16 protein-coding genes and 5 pseudogenes are annotated in these 17,577 nt (G+C 45.5%); 15 read left to right on the top strand and 6 right to left on the bottom strand.

Going from position 1 to position 17,577, the window contains the following annotated elements; genetic code table 11:
• Window positions 1–11 precede the first annotated feature (11 nt).
• The 3 genes and pseudogenes from kduD to JCM17471_RS12225 all read right to left on the bottom strand — a co-directional run bounded on the left by kduD (window position 12) and on the right by JCM17471_RS12225 (window position 2,643).
• The gene (gene kduD, locus JCM17471_RS12235; RefSeq protein WP_054778081.1) at window positions 12–827 is read right to left on the bottom strand and encodes a 2-dehydro-3-deoxy-D-gluconate 5-dehydrogenase KduD; all 816 of its coding nucleotides are present in this window, start codon (window positions 825–827) and stop codon (window positions 12–14) included.
• Window positions 828–887: 60 nt separating this feature from the next.
• Window positions 888–1,732: pseudogene (kduI, locus tag JCM17471_RS12230) on the bottom strand (5-dehydro-4-deoxy-D-glucuronate isomerase).
• Between the two features lie 155 nt (window positions 1,733–1,887).
• A complete protein-coding gene (locus JCM17471_RS12225) occupies window positions 1,888–2,643 on the bottom strand; it encodes an IclR family transcriptional regulator (RefSeq protein ID WP_054778080.1) in 756 nt (251 codons plus the stop codon).
• Window positions 2,644–2,827: 184 nt separating this feature from the next.
• Here JCM17471_RS12225 and JCM17471_RS14265 point away from each other — a divergent pair, with 184 nt between their 5' ends.
• The 14 genes and pseudogenes from JCM17471_RS14265 (at window position 2,828) to JCM17471_RS12175 (ending at window position 12,917) form a co-directional block, all read left to right on the top strand.
• Complete coding sequence (locus JCM17471_RS14265) at window positions 2,828–3,271, top strand: hypothetical protein (protein WP_156321710.1); 444 nt, start codon at window positions 2,828–2,830, stop codon at window positions 3,269–3,271.
• Between the two features lie 182 nt (window positions 3,272–3,453).
• On the top strand, window positions 3,454–3,597 hold the full coding sequence (locus tag JCM17471_RS14260) for a hypothetical protein (protein ID WP_156321709.1): 144 nt from the start codon (window positions 3,454–3,456) through the stop codon (window positions 3,595–3,597).
• 50 nt (window positions 3,598–3,647) lie between these two features.
• Window positions 3,648–4,814 carry a glycoside hydrolase family 88 protein gene (locus tag JCM17471_RS12215; RefSeq protein ID WP_054778079.1) on the top strand — a complete coding sequence of 389 codons (1,167 nt, stop codon included), beginning with the start codon at window positions 3,648–3,650 and terminating at the stop codon, window positions 4,812–4,814.
• 20 nt (window positions 4,815–4,834) lie between these two features.
• Window positions 4,835–5,334: pseudogene (locus tag JCM17471_RS12210) on the top strand (PTS sugar transporter subunit IIB).
• 21 nt (window positions 5,335–5,355) lie between these two features.
• A complete protein-coding gene (locus JCM17471_RS12205; protein WP_054778078.1) occupies window positions 5,356–6,171 on the top strand; it encodes a PTS mannose/fructose/sorbose/N-acetylgalactosamine transporter subunit IIC in 816 nt (271 codons plus the stop codon).
• A gap of 57 nt (window positions 6,172–6,228) precedes the next feature.
• Window positions 6,229–6,974, top strand: a pseudogene (locus JCM17471_RS16680) (PTS system mannose/fructose/sorbose family transporter subunit IID).
• A 77-nt stretch (window positions 6,975–7,051) separates the two neighbouring features.
• Window positions 7,052–7,519, top strand: a complete 468-nt coding sequence (locus tag JCM17471_RS12195) for a PTS sugar transporter subunit IIA (RefSeq protein ID WP_054778077.1) — start codon at window positions 7,052–7,054, stop codon at window positions 7,517–7,519.
• A 1-nt stretch (window position 7,520) separates the two neighbouring features.
• Window positions 7,521–7,862 carry a preprotein translocase subunit YajC gene (gene yajC, locus JCM17471_RS12190; protein WP_054778076.1) on the top strand — a complete coding sequence of 114 codons (342 nt, stop codon included), beginning with the start codon at window positions 7,521–7,523 and terminating at the stop codon, window positions 7,860–7,862.
• A complete protein-coding gene (locus JCM17471_RS16265) occupies window positions 7,807–8,013 on the top strand; it encodes a hypothetical protein (RefSeq protein WP_305068982.1) in 207 nt (68 codons plus the stop codon). The genes yajC and JCM17471_RS16265 overlap by 56 nt, the downstream gene beginning before the upstream one ends.
• Window positions 8,007–8,732, top strand: coding sequence for a heparinase II/III family protein (locus JCM17471_RS16260; protein ID WP_305068981.1), 726 nt, complete (start codon window positions 8,007–8,009; stop codon window positions 8,730–8,732). The genes JCM17471_RS16265 and JCM17471_RS16260 overlap by 7 nt, the downstream gene beginning before the upstream one ends.
• Complete coding sequence (locus JCM17471_RS16255; RefSeq protein WP_305068980.1) at window positions 8,696–9,160, top strand: heparinase II/III domain-containing protein; 465 nt, start codon at window positions 8,696–8,698, stop codon at window positions 9,158–9,160. The genes JCM17471_RS16260 and JCM17471_RS16255 overlap by 37 nt, the downstream gene beginning before the upstream one ends.
• Window positions 9,067–9,708: a hypothetical protein gene (locus tag JCM17471_RS16250; protein ID WP_305068979.1), complete on the top strand. Its 642-nt coding sequence runs from the start codon at window positions 9,067–9,069 to the stop codon at window positions 9,706–9,708. The genes JCM17471_RS16255 and JCM17471_RS16250 overlap by 94 nt, the downstream gene beginning before the upstream one ends.
• Window positions 9,709–9,903: 195 nt before the next feature.
• The gene (ispE, locus tag JCM17471_RS12180; protein ID WP_054778082.1) at window positions 9,904–10,776 is read left to right on the top strand and encodes a 4-(cytidine 5'-diphospho)-2-C-methyl-D-erythritol kinase; all 873 of its coding nucleotides are present in this window, start codon (window positions 9,904–9,906) and stop codon (window positions 10,774–10,776) included.
• 410 nt (window positions 10,777–11,186) lie between these two features.
• Window positions 11,187–12,917, top strand: a pseudogene (locus JCM17471_RS12175) (ABC transporter ATP-binding protein).
• Between the two features lie 353 nt (window positions 12,918–13,270).
• On the opposite strand, the pseudogene JCM17471_RS12165 reads toward JCM17471_RS12175, so the two are convergent.
• Window positions 13,271–14,808 (bottom strand): annotated as a pseudogene (locus JCM17471_RS12165) (multicopper oxidase family protein).
• A gap of 110 nt (window positions 14,809–14,918) precedes the next feature.
• Here JCM17471_RS12165 and JCM17471_RS12160 point away from each other — a divergent pair.
• Entirely contained in the window at window positions 14,919–15,797 is an 879-nt protein-coding gene (locus tag JCM17471_RS12160; protein ID WP_439646765.1) for a cation diffusion facilitator family transporter, read from the top strand.
• A gap of 228 nt (window positions 15,798–16,025) precedes the next feature.
• Here JCM17471_RS12160 and JCM17471_RS12155 read toward each other — a convergent pair whose 3' ends face one another.
• Both JCM17471_RS12155 and JCM17471_RS12150 read right to left on the bottom strand, forming a co-directional pair.
• A complete protein-coding gene (locus JCM17471_RS12155; RefSeq protein WP_054778072.1) occupies window positions 16,026–16,790 on the bottom strand; it encodes an ABC transporter permease in 765 nt (254 codons plus the stop codon).
• The gene (locus JCM17471_RS12150) at window positions 16,787–17,437 is read right to left on the bottom strand and encodes an ABC transporter ATP-binding protein (RefSeq protein ID WP_054778071.1); all 651 of its coding nucleotides are present in this window, start codon (window positions 17,435–17,437) and stop codon (window positions 16,787–16,789) included. The genes JCM17471_RS12155 and JCM17471_RS12150 overlap by 4 nt, the downstream gene beginning before the upstream one ends.
• Window positions 17,438–17,577 lie beyond the last annotated feature (140 nt).

Raw genomic sequence — 17,577 nt, 5'->3', positions numbered from 1 at the left:
TTTTGTTGTGATTAACGAACCAAGTAGCCACCATCAACAGGAATGATTGCGCCGTTGATGTAATTTGCGGCATCGCTAGCCAAGAAGACAGAGACACCCATTAATTCATAAGGTTCTGCCCAGTGGCCTGCAGGAATGCGATCCAGAATTTCTTTGTTCCGTTCTGCTTCTGCACGGATAGGTGCTGTATTAGCAGTTTTAATGTAGCCAGGTGCGATGGCGTTGACTTGAATATTGTAGGCCCCTAATTCGCTGGCAAATGACTTCGTTAAACCGGCAACACCGTGCTTACTTGCTGTGTATGAAGGAATAAACTTCCCACCTTGGAATGACAACATGGAACCGATGTTGATGATCTTCCCAGATTTTTGCTTGGCCATTTCCTTAGCCGCTGCCAGAGACATGTGATAAACGGCGCTGAGGTTGATCGAGATGACTTGATCCCAATCCTTGTCTTTTGATTCAAGCAGCGGGTTGCGACGAATCATCCCAGCGTTGTTGACCAAAATATCGATGTGGCCATAAAGCTTCATGGCTTCAGCAATAACCTTATCTGCGATGCCTTCTTCGGTGAGATTGACATCCATGAATTCAACGCGACGGCCGCGGCTTTCGATCAGACGGCGTGTTTCGTCCCATTCTGCGGTCCCAAACGTTGGGATAAAGATATCGGCACCAGCTTCTGCCATGGCAACGGCATAACCTTGCCCCAATCCTGTATTACCACCAGTGATGATAGCAACTTTGCCAGATAAATCGAATAGATTCATCTTAAAGTGATTGAGTTCTTCTTCATGTTGCTTGATTTCTTCTTGTGACATTTCCATTGTGAACGCCTCCGTTAGGTCGTGTAGTTTGTGTCAGTTATTAATTGTGCAAGTAAGCAGTTAGCGTAATTCACTCATTGGAATCTGATCCATATCATCATAAGTTTGGTTTTCACCACACATTGCCCAAATGAATGAGTAATTGGTTGTGCCGACACCGCAGTGAATCGACCAACTTGGGTTAACCACAGCTTGCTCATTGCTTAAAGCAATATGCCGTGTTTCATCTGGCTTACCGAGATAGTGGAAAACGCGTGTATCGGGATCAGCAAAGTCAAAGTACATATAAGTTTCCATGCGCCGTGCATGTGTGTGTGCTGGCATGGTATTCCATGAAGAGCCTGGTTCCAAAACGGTGTAGCCCATCTGTAACTGACAAGTATCCATCTGCGACGCATCAATATACTTGTAAATCGTGCGCTTGTTCATATGTGTTTGGTCGCCCATTGGTTTTGCCAGGGCATTAGCAAATGGCAAGTGTTTGTTAGGATAATTGCGATGTGCAGGTGTCGAGACGACATAGAATTTAGCAGGGGTCTTTGGATTGTCTGAGCTGAAGACAACATGTTGAACGCCCATGCCAACGTAATACCCATCCTTAGGTGCCATTGGTTGTGTTTCGCCATCGATGGTTAATTTGCCAGCACCGCCGATATTGATGATGCCTAATTCGCGACGTTGTAAGAAGAAATCAACCCCCAATGCTTTATCGAGCACAATTTCTAATAGTTCATCAATAGGTGTCACGCCACCAAAATCATTCGGTCGTTGTATGTATAAGTTAGCCGAATTTCATCGGGTTCAAAAATATCGGGCATTAAGAATTCTTCCCGAAGTTCAGTGGTATCGAGATGTTGAATATCCTTGGGACTGTGTGCATACCGTGTATCAAAAGTGAATTTCAAAAGTAGCTCCTCCTATATTTCTTATTTGGAAATAAAGTTTCCTATCAGAGACAACCTAAATATAAAACGGTTTCAGAATAAAATCAAGTACAAAATATTCAGCCCAATATATTGCTTACTAATGAGCAATATATTGGGCTGAACAATCTTCTGATTTAGATGCGCTGTTCAATTTCACGTTGGGCATTGAGAACTAAACGAATGAGTTCTGTTCGTCGTTCAGCATTGATCCGATATTTTGGTGCGCTAACACTAAATGCACCATAAATTTGATTGTTTTTCATAAGGGGAGCCCCAATACAGAAAACCTCAGGCTCGTTTTCTTCATCATCGATTGAGACGCCAATCTGTTGAATTTGTTTTAGATTAGTTCGAAGCGCTGTTTGATTAATAATCGTATGCGACGTCAAAGGCTTCAACTCGGTCTCTGCAAGATATTGGTCGAGCTGATTAGGACTGTATTGTGCTAACAAGGCTTTACCCATAGCGGAAGAATACATGTTCATGGTTCCGCCAATGACTGATTTCAGTTTGATACTACTTGAGCTCTCTAACTTGTCGATGAGTGCAATACGATTATTTGCTAGCACACCCAGATTAATTGTTTCTTCAGTGCGATCACGTAGCTCACCCAGGTTAGGTAAGGCAACAGATCGAATATCAAATCCCTTTAGTGCCTTATCAGCATAGGTGAGTAGTTGTGTTCCAAGATAGTATCGTTTGGTATCATCATCGCGACGAACAAAGTCCAAAACGGTCAGAGTATTTAAAATTTTGAGAACTGTTGGTTTGGATAAATCGATACCCGCACTGATTTCTAATAATGTTGGTGGACGAGTACTGCTCAAAATGAAGTCAAGGATTTCCTTAGCTTTAACCAGTACCGTTCCGTATAGCTTTTGATCAGCCATAAGATAGACTCCTTAGTTTTTGCTTAATTTTGTTTCAGTCTAATTCATTTGTATAATTTTCACAAGCGTGAATATTTATTTGAGATTTAATTTTAAATTTGCTTGACGGACACAAATGTAAGCGGTATTATTCGTTTGTACAAAAGCGAAACTTGATTTCCAAATAAGAAATGGAGGCTAAACGATGAAGCTGATAATCAGTCATACCAATGCTGCTGAAGAAGCATTGGTTAATACTGACGGACGGGTAGTTCTGGAATATGAACAATCATATCAACACGGAGATGCGATTGAGATTCAATTTGAACCCGATGAAATACCAGCATACTATTGGGTACAACTCGATTCCGCAATGTTGCTGGCAAAGCTTTACTTCACACAACCAGTTTGGAGATACGTTATTCCATTTGGTGAGCAACGACTGGTTTATCCTGAAACAAGCTTTGCGGGTGAGAAACATCTCGTCCAGGTCTGGCAGTCGGATATACCTTACCAACAGACCAATTTGGCCTTCAATCCTTATGATCAGGTTGAGCCAATGGGCGCATTTCCGCACGCCGAGGCGAATATTGAGACCCGGCATGATCCGACGTTTGCCGCAAAAATGCGATCGATGGTTACATATTAAACGCACACCATGGGGAGTATCCTTATCAATCCTGGGGAATCAATCGCGATCCCGAGGCCCAGATTCATCTCTCATTTGGTCGGCCGATTACATTGAAACGAATAGCGATTGTATTACGAGCAGATTTTCCCCATGACAGTGTTTGGACTAGCGGGTTAATCACGTTTGATGATGGCACCAGCATGACATTATCATTTGACAAAACTGCTGACCGCCAGTGGTTTGAGACGAACAAATCGGACGTAACAGGCTTTTCGCTCGATCATCTGGTCAAGGCTGATGATGAGTCACCGTTTCCGGCACTGACTGAAATCGAAGCCTATTAAATTTTTTTTTTTGTAGCTCATGTGAAAAAGTTATCAAGGAGGATGAGACATTGGAAGTATTAACGAATAGTCAACGCTTCATCAATGCTGGGCGCGTCACTCGTCAAGACGTGACTAAGGCGCTCGATCATGTGATTCAACAAATTGATATCAATATCGACTTGCTCAATGGTCAATTTCCAGAGCCATCAACCGTTAATAATACATATCCAGTTATGGGAAATACAGAATGGACCAACGGCTTTTGGACAGGGATGTTGTGGCTGGCCTACGAGTACACAGGCCAAGATAAATATAGACAAGTGGCGATGCAAAATGTGGCCAGCTTCACCGAGCGAATCGACAAGAAACTCAATGTCGATCACCACGATTTGGGCTTTCTGTACAGTCCCGCAGTTGTCAGTGCGTATCGCCTGACGGGTGATGAGGCCGCTAAACAGACGGCTATTAAAGCCGCTGATCAATTACTCACTCGCTATAACCCAAAGGGCCAATTCATTCAAGCCTGGGGCAAGAAGGGCGATACAACTGAGAATCGATTGATTATTGATGCCTTACTCAATATTCCGTTGCTTTACTGGGCGAGCGAGGTCACTGGTGAGGATAAATATCGTGATATTGCGAACCATCATTATCAAACAGCGATTCACACCGTATTTCGTGAAGACGGGTCAACATTCCATACCTATTTCTTTGATGAAAACGGTAAGCCCTTACACGGAGCGACGCGTCAAGGATATGCTGACGACTCAGATTGGGCACGCGGGCAAGCGTGGGGCATTTATGGTACTGCGCTTCACTATTATGACACACATGATGCCACAAGTTTCGCGCAATTTGAATCGGTGACGAATTACTATTTAAATCGTTTGCCTGAAGACGATGTACCCTACTGGGATCTTATATTCCAGGATGGTAGTGGTCAAAGTCGCGATACATCCGCCAGTGCGATTGCGGTGTGCGGTATGAATGAGATGTTGAAATCAATGCCAGAATCAAGTGATTTCAAGTGGATTTATCAGGCTGCAATGCATGCCCAGCTCAAGGGGTTAATTCACAACGCTGCACCTATCCAACAAGCGGTTGGGCCTTTGCTGCTTCACGGTGTGTACTCCTGGCATTCAGATCATGGTGTTGATGAAGGTAACTTGTGGGGAGACTACTTTTATATGGAGGCACTGATGCGATTCGATCGTGATTGGTTACTCTACTGGTAAAAGACGAAAGGATGATAGACATGACAGAACCAAATATTAAAGCAATTCGATTAGATGAACGCCTAATCCATGGTCAAGGTCGGTTGTGGATTGCAAATTTAGGTGTCAACTTGGTTATTGTTGCCAATGATGAAGTTTCAACCAGTCACATTCAACAACAATTGATGAAGTCAATGATGCCTGATTCAATCGGGGTCCGGTTCTTCTCTATTCAAGAAACTATCGATAAGATTTTTAAGGCATCACCACGTCAGACAATCTTTATCATCGTGAAAACGGCAAAAGACGTGAACGGTTAGCAGAAGGTGGCGTGCCTATTAAAGATTTGAATGTGGGTAATATTCATATGTCAGAGGGAAAGACACGCTTAACTAATTTTATCGCTGTAGATGCTGAAGATTTGGCTGCGTTAAAGACATTACGTGAAAAGTATCATGTCAATTTCAACACGCGGACCACGCCAATCGGTAATGAAATGGGTTCTGACTTTGATTTAAATGGTTATGTTGAGACACACTAATAGGAAGTGGAGGAAGTAAACATGAGCTATACCATTGTTCAGGCATTATTAATTGGTTTATGGGCGGCCTTTTGTTTCGCGGGTCAAGTATGGGGCACATATACCAACCGTGCATTATTTATCTCACTGGGTGTTGGATTGATCTTAGGTGATGTGCGGACAGCTGTCATTTTTGGTGCAACAGCAGAATTAGCCTTTATGGGATTCGGTGTTGGCCCTGGGGGTTCCACGCCACCTAATCCATTAGGACCTGGGATTGTTGGAACAATCATGTCCGTTTCAATTAAAGGATTGACACCGGGAGCGGCGCTTTCACTCTCGTATCCATTTGCAATCTTAGTGCCGTTTGTCATCACCTTTATTTTCTCAATCAATGCCAACAATATGGCTTGGGCCAAGAAAGCGATTGAAGATGGCAAATATCGGCGATTCCATTTCTTAGCTAACACAACTCTGCTTGGTTTCATTCTCTTTGCCTTTGTCTTTGGATTTGTTGCAACAATTAGTACCTCCGTGCTGAAGACATTTGTGACATCAATTCCAGCATGGTTGATTCAAGGATTGACCGTTGCGGGTGGGTTGTTACCTGCGATTGGGTTCGCTTTGATCATGAGTACAATGGTGAAAAAAGAATACATTCCAGCATTACTTCTGGGTTATGTCTGTGTCGCCTATCTGAAGATGCCAATCATTGGCCTAGCTTTTGCTGGGGCAGTCTTGGCCTTCAACAATTTCTACAACGGCCGCAAGAATAACAGCAATAGTAATAGTGGTAGCAACAATGGCGGAACATCAGATCAACCTGAAGATGAGGAGGGCATTGAAGATGGCATCTAGTCGTGAACCGGTATTAACCAAAAGGATTATATCAATTCAATCTTACGTTCATACGTTTTGCAGAATGCGCAAAACTACGGGAATATGCAAGGAACTGGGATGCTGAATTCAATTTTCCCACAACTTCGAAAGATCTATAAGGATGATGAAAAAGAGTTCAAACGTGTTGCAATCTCAAACCTCGAATTCTATAACACGAATCCACAGCCTTATCCATTCGTTTCCAGTATTTCGTTAGCTATGTATGACAGTGGTCAAAATGAAGAAGATACACGGGCAATTAAGTTTGCGCTGATGGGGCCTCTGGCCGGCATCGGGGATGCATTATCACAATTTGGACTAGCTCCTGTCTTCTCCTCTATCTTTGCTTCATTGGCCCTACAAGGCATGACCTGGGCACTATCGCCTTCTTCCTTTGCTTGTTCGGAATCACATTCGGTGTTCGTTCACTGATGGGCTACTTAGGTTGGAAAGTCGGTACCAGCATCATTGATACTTTGTCCGATCGGATGGCCTCTATTGCTGAGATTGCCAGCACTTTGGGACTAACCGTTATTGCAGGTTTATCGGTGTCCTTTGTTAAGGTGAACTTAGCATGGCAATACACACAAGTCATCAAGGGCAAGACGCAAGTTGTTGCCGTTCAAACGATTCTCGATAAAATTATGCCCTTTATGTTGCCAATTCTGTTGACCTATTTCGTTTATTGGTTGATCACGAAGAAGAAGTGGACAGTTTATAAGATTGTTATCTTGCTCTTTGTAGCTGGGGTGGCACTTTCCTTCCTTGGGGTATTGAAGTAATTATGACGCATTGATTCAGCCCAAAATCGAATGGATTTTGGCTGAATCTGTTAATAATAGAAAGCAGGTTATCTGAAATGAATTATCAAATTGCAATTGTTGGCCACGGGAATTATCCAGACGGTGTTGTGTCCGCTTTGAAGCTATTAGCAGGTTCAACAGCAAATCTGACGGCATTTAATCTGAACGAAGAAACAACGCATGAAAAGTTCACTCAGGATGTCAGCCAATTTTTGGACCAGAATGATCATGTCATTGTATTTGCCGATATGACTGGTGGAGCACCACACCAAATCACAGCACGTTTAATCCTTGAAAAGAAGCGGCCGTATCAGTACATCATCTCTAGTGCTCCAGTTAGTTTGATTCTGGATCTTTACGCGCAATGTCAAATGGGTTTAGATGATTCGACAATTGACCAAACACTGAAAGATAGCCTCAGCCAGTCTAAGTCTCTGATTCAATTAATGCCGTTGCATGATCCAGTCATCGACTCTTTGACCGAAAAAATTGCAGCTGAGGATGACGACGAAGGAGGAATCTAATATGTCAATGTGGCAAATTGGTGTCATTATTCTGCTAGTCGTTTTGTTTGTCCTTTATTTTGGCTTACTACCATGGGCCAAAAAGCGTGCATATAATCGTCAATCGGCTGCGGTTGACCAGATGCATGCAAAACTCAATATTGGAGATCAAGTTGTGTTGATTGATGGCATTGTCGGCCGGATTCAGTCATTGGCTGATGATGAAGTCCAAATTGAAATCGCACCCAATGTTATGGTGACGGTTAAGCGGATGGGAATTGCAGGGGTTCAAGAGAAGGTGCAAAACAATGACAAGTTGGCAACAGTACATCAAGATATTACATCAGCAGCATCAGTTAAGTAATCACGCCATTGAGAGCGCAAATCGACTGCTGAAACATGAATTCTTGTTTGATAATCCTTATGCGATGGAGCCAACACAAGAAAGTTATGTGCAACATCCAATGGATTGGCAAGTCACGCCAAACGGTGATCCGGAATGGCTTTCATGTTGAAACGGCAGGAGTATCTGGTCGAATTGCTAGAAGCCTATTATGAAACGGACAACACTGCCTATCGTGATTTGATGAAGCACTTGTTGTTTGATTGGATTGACAACAATCTCACGCTTCCTGATACTTGGCGAACAATTGATACAGGCATTCGGTTATTGAATTGGACTGCTGTGATTGGTGCGCTTCAGGAAGAAAACCAATTAAATGCTGATGAACAGCAGATTATCGATGATGCGGTTCGTCAGCAAGCCGAGTATCTGCGGACACATTATACTGAAAAATTTGATATCAGTAACTGGGGTGTGTTGATTACGACAGGCATTCTTGTTTATGCAGCCCGCTTTCCAAAGACAATTGAGCCCGAAGTCGTTACTTGGGCACAGAGTAAACTAGACATAGAGCTCGACTTGCAAGTGGATGCGGATGGCAATCAATGGGAACAATCACCGTTGTATTTGCTCGAGGTGTGGCGTAGCGTATTATCAGTCTATGCAGCTCAAACAGCCGCTCATCAAGATGTGAAGCCAATCATTGTTGAGAAATCAGTTGCGATGACACGCCTGATTGCACAATACTTAAAGCCAGATATGACCCTTGTGCAGCAGGGAGACACGGATCGGATTCGAATTGACAGTCTTTATAATGTAGCTACGGCGCTATTAAATCTACCAACTTGGCCAATATGCAAGAGATTTTTGATTTTGGCTTGTTGGCATTAGCTAATCGCACACTAAAATTCCCAGAGAAATCTGAACACTTGTCAACGTCATTATTAGCGTTCGGCAGTGGCAATGCTTTTTGGCGTTCGAGTTGGCAAACTAATGCTGACTACTTGCATATCTATAACGGTAATTTGGGCAGTGGCCATGGCCATGCGGCATTGGGTCATATTGACTTAGTGATTGATGGGCAAGATGTGCTTGTGGATCTCGGTCGATATACTTATGTTGACGGCACTGAACGGCGCTATCTGAAGTCGCCGAGTGCACACAATGTGATGACTGTTGACCATCAAGCATTCAGTCGGCCAAAGATTCATGGAAGTATGCTTATGTGGCGACACCACTTGGCATTCATGAAATTAAGCGACCACACACACAATCAGTGGTGCTCAGTTATTTTGATAGCCAAAATCAAGCGACCGTGACCCGTTATGTGATTAGCATCCCTGAGGCTAAGCTTTGGGCTACCATCGACATGATTCGAGCTCAAGGTCATCATCAGTGGCAACATTATTGGCAAGTTGCACCTCAGTTAAAGGTTCTCAACAATGGCCAACAACTTGATTTAGGTGAGGAGTTTAGGCTAGCAACAACGTCTGACACAGTGAGCCTGAGTCAGACGTTGTGGGCACCTCGGTATAATCAGCTTGAGCACCTCAGTCGGATTGAAACGGAACAAGACTTTACGAACTTTGGAATTCAAGGGACAGTTGTAGGTCGTCAAAGTGACGGCGTTCAACTCATTTCAATCACACCTACTCAATCGGGAAGTGAGCTAGCTGTGACAACTAGTGCCGCTTGGGGCATTAATGTGAAACTGAATAATGGTGATGACTTTTTAATCACTCTACAGCCAGATAATACGATTGTTGGCCGGAAGCTATTCTGGTTTGATGGTATCGAGGCATATGGCACCTTGAATGTGTTCAAACGGCACAACGGTAATGTTGTCTATCACGAACAAATATTATAGTCACTTTTGTTAAAAATCCCGCTGACTCATGATTTGTAACCAAATCGTCAGTCAGCGGGATTTTTAAATTTTAGCGATTGTTAATTAAATCCATGCAAAACTTGTCTGCGTTGGGCATAACCTAGTGTAATCTGCAGCAGAAACCAGTATACTAAACTTAATTATTCTAAGAAGAAAGTATGACTGGTGATCAGTATGGAAATCATCCAAAAAGCGCCGGCCAAGATTAACCTCAGTTTAGACGCCCGTTTTCGGCATCCTGATGGTGAACATGAGTGGAAAATGGTGATGACTTCGGTCGACCTTGCTGATTATGTTCATCTGCGACCTAGCCGACATTTACGGGTGACGACAGATAGTGGCTTCTTACCGGAAGATCCACGAAACTTGGCATACCAGGCAGCGCTTGCGCTGCAGCGAGCCAGTGGGGTACGATCCGGCGCGGCAATTCACATTGAGAAACATATTCCGGTAGCGGCAGGCTTGGGTGGTGGTTCATCGGATGCAGCAGCCGTTTTGCGTGGGCTCAATGAGCTTTGGCAACTGCATTACACCAAGCAACAATTGGCCGAAATTGGCCTCCAAGTTGATTCAGATGTCCCATATTGTGTGTATTCAGAAACAGCACTGGTAACCGGAAAAGGGGAACAAGTGGCGCCTTTAGGTCCATTGCCTAATTTTTGGGTGGTGCTAGCAAAACCACGCGTTTCAGTTTCTACACCGACGATTCTGAATGCGGTAGATTATTCGCAGCCACTGATTCACCCCAATACGGATGCTGTGCTGGCAGGAATCAATGCTGGTGACTTTGGTCAGATGAGTCTGGGGATGGCGAACAGCCTTGAAGCACTCACGGCTAAGCGGCATCCAGAAATCACGGCTATTAAGCACCGATTATTGAAGTACGGTGCGCAAGTGGCTCAGATGTCAGGGAGCGGGCCGACCGTGTTTGGCTTGTGTGAAAAGTATTCTCGCGCAAATCGTGTTTATAACAGCATGAAGGGCTTTTGTCGGGAAGTCTATCTATTGCGACCAATGCGATTGAGCCAACAAAAGAAGCTTAGATGATTGAGAAAAGGGAGCTGTACAAACCTATTGGGTTTGAGCAGCTCCCTTTTCTTGGACTGATGAGTGCTCGATTGCTAACGGGGGGGCTTGTCGTAACATAAAACGCGCTCACCCACACTGCCTGTTCCGCCTAACCAGCCTAGCGCTAATTGCATAACCCGCAATTAAAGCGCTAGCCTCGTTAGTGCTCACAGCCAAAACGTGTGGGTTCGCGCTCTAAACGTGCTCCAAAAGGCAAAACACTCCGGTTAGCTCAGCTTTGCCGAGGCCACAGACCGGCCTCTAGCAAAGCTGTTGCTAATCCTCATGTTTTAACCGCCTTTCATCGCGCTCTATTCTCAGTACAAAATAATCGACACATGGCGTGCTGAATGCTAGTTTAGAGCCAGTAGAATGGAGATGGGGATTTTATGCAGTCAACATTAAATCGCATGTTGCGCTTCTTTTGGCAACAGCTCTCAGTTGCGAAAGGAAAACTGTGGGCGATTATTGGCACATTAGTTGGTGTGTCTGTGATTCAGTACTTCTTGCCACGCATTACACAGATCATTATTGACCAGGTCATTCCTAAGCAAGAAATTGGTCAATTATGGTTTTACATCGCGTTGGCACTAGGGTTAACGATTGTGTTGGGTGGCTTGAACACAATTTCGACTTATTGGATTGGTCAGGTCAGTCAAACCGCGATTTCGAGTTTGCGTGATCAATTGTTTTCTCACACGTTAAAGCAAGATATGGCGTATTTTGAAACCAGTAAGACCGGGGGATCTAATGGTTGTACTCACTAGCGATATCAACATGCTGCAGAACTTGATTTCGGCTAACTCATTAGGGTTGTTGGGTGAGATGCTGAGCTTTGTCTTCGTGTTGATCATCATGTTAGCCAATAACTGGGCTTTAACCGTGATGGTCTTAGCGACATTCCCGCTATTATTTTGGACCAATTTTCAGTACACCAAACGGATTCGGGCGGCGTATCGGAAGGTGCGGACCAGCGCTGGTAAGATGAACAATGAGATTCAAGAAACACTCACCAGTGTGGAATTGATTAAGAGTTTTGCGACTGAGAATCAAACTGAGCAAGACTTCAATCAACTCAATGTGGATAACCGAGACAGCCAGATTGAGGCCACCAAGCTAGGCGCGGTCTTCTCACCCGTGATTGATGATATCAACTACTTAGGCACGGTCATTATCTTGGGCTTTGGGGCCTGGCAAGTGATGCAGGGCGCCTTTACGGTTGGGTCAATTGTCGCTTATCTGTCATACCTGGCAATTTTGCAGGCACCAGTGCGTCAGCTCACCAGCCTGATTCAACGCATTCAACAGGCTGTTGTTTCCTATGAACGGATTGAGGCCCTGACAGCCACGGTGCCAACCATTACCGATCCTGCAAATCCTGTGGATGTCGCACCTTTCCACCAAGCAGTGGTCCTTGATCAGGTCGATTTTAACTACAGTGATGATGTGCCTGTCCTCAAGAATGTGTCATTTGAATTACCTCATGAAAAGGTGATTGCATTAGTCGGTTCATCTGGTGCAGGGAAAACGACGATTACTAAACTGATTGAGCGCTTCTATGATGTGACATCCGGTAAAATCACGTTCGATGGGACCGATATTAAACAGATGCGATTGAAGGATCTGCGGCAACAAATCGGGGTGGTTTCACAAGACGTGACGCTGCTCGATGGCACGATTCGCGATAACATCAACTATGGGAGTAAAGCAACTGAAGATCAGATTTGGCAGGCAGCCGAGGCGGCTAAGATTGCGGACTTCATTCGCAGTTTACCAGACGGTCTGGATGCCCAAATCGGTGAGCGTGGGATTCGCTTGTCCGGTGGTCAGAAACAACGGATTGCGATTGCACGTGTCTTCCTAAAGGATGCCCCAATTCTGATTCTGGACGAGGCGACCGCGGCACTTGATAATGAATCTGAACGCTTCATCCAACAATCGTTTGATCGCCTGATGCAAGAACGCACCAGCTTAGTCATTGCTCACCGGCTTTCAACAATTCAAACGCCGATGAGATTCTGGTTGTGGAACACGGTGAGATTGTGGAACGCGGCACACATGCTGAGTTGTTAGCAAAGAATGGCCGTTACGCAGAGCTGTACGAGATGCAGTTTAAATAGGCACAAAAAATAGGACCGGTGATGGTAGTCATCACAAGTCCTATTTTTTATTGTCGTTATCGATGCGATTGCTTTGACGGACATAACCAAAAGCCAGTCGCCAATAAGATGATGAAAAAGACGATTCTTAAAAAAGCGGGCATCTCCTCAGTGATGATGAGCCCCGCGGCAGCGACAGACATAAAACTAAACACGATTCGCATGTTGGCTTTACTGTGTGTGCGGTTGATAATCAAACCTGAAATCAGGATGATTCCTATAAATAACCACGTGATATGATCGGACATTGTGTTCACCACTCCCATCTGGTTGAGGTGAGCTTAAGCCCAAATATGTCTGGCCGTCAATTAATGTTACATCTTCATGCCCATTTTTCGTAAGAATCCATGCCAGCCATCCACAATTCTGATACGGGAATCCCGCGTTCAGCCGCAAAGGCCTTGGCTAAGGTATCCATGTCCATCAGTTTGTAGGTTGGGCGTGGCAGACTTGGATCGTAGGATTCAATTTGGGCCATCATGCCGCCATCTTCATGCTCGATGATATGGCAGTGATACATATAAACACCCGGGAGGTCGAAACGCACCAGCAGGCGAACGGTTTCGCCGGGATTCACACCCACAGTATCCTTGTAGCCGTGTTCATTGGGATAAGGTGCCTTACCGTTCCGTGAAATAATCAGGAATTGTGTACCGTGGACGTGGAAGGGGTGAACCATCCCGCCATCCATGGTATTGGTGTTTGTCACATCCCAATATTGTGCTTGGCCCATGGGCTGTGTGGCATCAATGCGTTGCATATTAAACTTCTTGCCATCGAGGGCGACACTCTCGTCCATCCCAGACATCACAATGTGCCGGATTGGAGTGGTGGGGTCGACTGCAGGTGGGTTGATATCGAGCAAGTGTTCAGGGAGTTCAGTTGTATCTGGATTGTAATCGTGAATCCGAAATTCAACCAATGGGACATCATCGCTGTAGAGCACGACCTTGTCACCCGGCTTGTACTTACCGAAATCGATAATGACTTCAGCCCGTTCGGCACAGGTAATCATTAAGTGTGTCATTTCAACGGGTTCAGGCAATAAGCTACCATCACCGGCAATTTGGGTGAATGGTAAATCATCTGAGAGGTGTAATCGCCATTCGCGGCGGTTGGCCCCATCGAGCAAGCGTAAGCGAATCTTCTGCGTGGTGACATCAAAATAGGGGTTAATGGTCCCATTGATCATCGCTGTTGGGCCTTGAACGCCATCAGGATCATAGTCAGCGCGGTAGTCCCACTGATTGTCTTCATGGAAGCGACGATCCTGTAAGACCATGGGAATGTCATCGACCCCGTAATTGTGAGGTAATGGCAAACTATCTTCGTGATCATCCTTGACGATAACCATAGCAGCTAAGCCGTGCCAAACTTGTTCAGCAGTGGATGGACATGGGTGTGCGTGCAGCCATGTTGTCGCAGCCTGTTGATGGAGCGTGAAGTCGATGTCACTCGATTTATCAGGATAAACTGGGGCGTGACAACCACCATCAATAATGGGCCCGCTTACATTTAATCCGTGCCAATGGAACGTTGTGAGTTCAGGTAATTGATTCTTGAGTGTGACGTGGATGTGCTGACCATCGCGGAAAATTAAGGTGCGACCCAACAAATCGGCGTTGTAGCCCCATGTCTTGGTTTTCTTGCCTGGTAGCAGTTGACTTTCACCGGCCTGAGCCGTGACGGTGTAAGACACCTCGTTAGTGGTTTCACTGTCAGGTGAGGCCAGTGGTGGAATGGCGAGCGCGTTTTGTGGTGTATCAGGCGCAACGAGTGGCACATAGCCGCCGTCATGCGTGTTAAACGCTGGTTCGTCAAAGAAGTAATCGGTATACACTTGCTTTGTCATAAACTAAATTCCCCTTTCCTTGTCTCATTCATTGTAGCACTAAACATGGAGATGAAAATTTTGACAATGAGTGAAATATTCGCGATGATAATTCTAGTGAAGGGGTAATGATATGCAGAGTAAACAAAAAATCAGGCTTTTTCTGGGGCATTCTGCTCAATGTAATCTATATTGTGGCGGAAATCGGTTTTGGTTTCTTAGTCGGATCGATGGCCTTGGTCGCCGATGCGGTGCACAACCTGAGTGATGTGCTGGGGCTTGGCATCGCGTGGGGCGCGGAGCATTTGAGCAACAAGCGCCCAACCTTGAATCGGACTTATGGGTATAAGAGTTCATCGATTCTGGCAGCGTTGGTCAATGCGGTCTTCTTATTGGTCGCGATGGGCGCCATTATCGTTGAAGCAATCACACGATTCGGCAATGAGCAACCGGTGCAAGGTGGCACTGTCATGATTGTTGCTGGCGCGGGGATTGTCGTTAACGGTGTCACAGCGCTCTTGTTCCAAAAGGGCCAACAGAAAGATTTGAATGTGCGCGGGGCGTTCCTCCACATGGCGGCGGATGCTGGGGTATCGCTTGGGGTTGTCATCTCAGGTGGCTTAATTCTTTTGACGCATTGGGAATGGCTCGATCCATTGGTTTCCATCGTGGTCGCGTTGTTGGTTGTGTGGTCAACATGGGGCTTGTTGCGTGATGCTTTAGATTTGGCAATGGCGGCTGTACCAAAGGCCATCAATCCTCAAAAGGTAAAGGCTGAAATCGAGGCCGAACCCACGATTGTGTCTTGCCACGACTTACATATTTGGGCATTGAGTACAACAGATGTGGCCGTCACGGTCCATGTGCTGCGCAACACCTCAAAAGATAACGATCGCTTCCTGGAAGATTTGAGCAAGAAATTACGTGATGATTTCGATATTGCGCACGTCACGATTCAGGTCGAGTACGGTGACTACCAGGGGTTGAAGAACGGGGATAATACGTATTGAGAGCGTGAACCCACATGGTTTGGCTGTGAGCACTAACGAGACTAGCGCAATAATTGCGGGTTAGGCAATTGGTGCTAGTCATGTTAGGCGGAACAGGCAGTGTGGGTGAACGCGTTTTCGCTAGGCGCACATTCGCACACTTCGCGTTTAGAGCCCGATTATCTTGATTTCCACATTAAAAGAGGAAGCAGCCCCATGTCGGCTGCTTCCTCTTTTATGTTTCATAGATTAGTTCTTTAATTGAAGATCCTTATTGAAGTACATCGGATAAGCTAAGTAGCACGCGATGACAGAACCGATACTGGTTGCGGCCATCAACATGAAGGTAACCATGATTTGGTACATGATGGCTTTTGTCGGATCGACACCGGCAAAAATCAAACCGGACATCATCCCAGGTAGGCTGACTAAGCCGACCGTTTTGGCCGAATCAATCGTTGGTGACATCCCGGTCTTGATTGCCGTTCGCACGAGGTCTTGCGTGGTTTGTTTGAGCGTGGCACCGAGCGCGAGTCGTTCCATCAATGGTTCCCGCAAATCGTGGAAACTGGTGTTCATGCTGCGGTAACAGAGGCCGATTGCCACCATCGCGTTACTGGCAATCATCCCGGTGACGGGAACGACCTGCGCCGGCGTGAATTTGATCGCACCTGCAACCACCAGCAGAATTAAGGTGACACCCGTACTTGTGGTGATGGCCAACAGACTGATCCAAAAGGCGTTTGTAATGCCATTCGCGCGCTTTTTGGCATTCCACGCGGCGTTAAAAATAATAATGGCGACCATGAGCAATGTGAGCCAGATGTGATTGACTTTGATGATATAGGTCAACACATAACCGACCACAGTCAATTGAATGACCGCGCGGATGACACCCACAATCATGTCTTTTTCGAGGCCGATTTTGTCGTGCCAATTGATGAGTAAGGCAATCACAACGAGCACGACGGCAAAGGTGAGGGCTGTTGGTGACACAATTAGATTTTGAGTCATGATGCCACCTCCAATGTGCCGTGGTTGATGGTGACCAGACGATCGGCAGCTTGAATCTCGCTATCGTCGTGTGTCACCGAGAGAACCGTGATGTGCTGATCTTGATTGAGGTGTTGAATCAAACGATGTACAATCGCCTTTGTGTCCGCATCAAGACCCGTGCTCACTTCGTCCAACAGGAGGACTTTTGGTGGGAAGAGCACATTGCGAATCAATGCGACGCGCTGCCGTTCACCGCCGGATAGTTCGGTAATTGGCTTATGTAAGTTATCAGCAGCCAGATCAACCGATTGAAGCGCCTCAATCGCTTTGGCCTCATCAAATGCCTGATTGCGAATTTCATAGGGGAAACTCAGGTTGTCCAAGACGGTCTCGCCAAACAGGCTCGGTTGTTGGAAACAATAGGAAACTTCGCGGCGATAAGCGATTTTGTCGTAGTCCGCTTGGGGCTTCTGATCAAAAATAATCGAACCCGCTGTAGGTGTGAGTAGTGTGGCGAGTAATCGTAGCAGGGTACTCTTGCCGCCCCCAGATGGTCCCGTAATGGTCAAAAAATCGCCAGTTGGGACACTGAGATTAACGTCATGGAGAATTTCTTTGGTGTCAATTTGATAACCAAGATTTTTAATTTCAAAAATGGTTGACATAAAACGACGCTCCCTTCATCTTGATTGGAATAATTCTAAACTAACCACCTTCCAGAAGCTAGCATTTTGCACTTTTTTGCCAAAATTCTTAGATGACTGAACCGAAACCCCACGTCGTCCCGACCATTAAGGAAGGAAGG

It is taken from the genome of Lacticaseibacillus saniviri JCM 17471 = DSM 24301 (assembly GCF_001311785.1).
GTDB lineage: Bacteria > Bacillota > Bacilli > Lactobacillales > Lactobacillaceae > Lacticaseibacillus > Lacticaseibacillus saniviri.
This window is presented reverse-complemented; position numbering and strand designations above follow the sequence as displayed.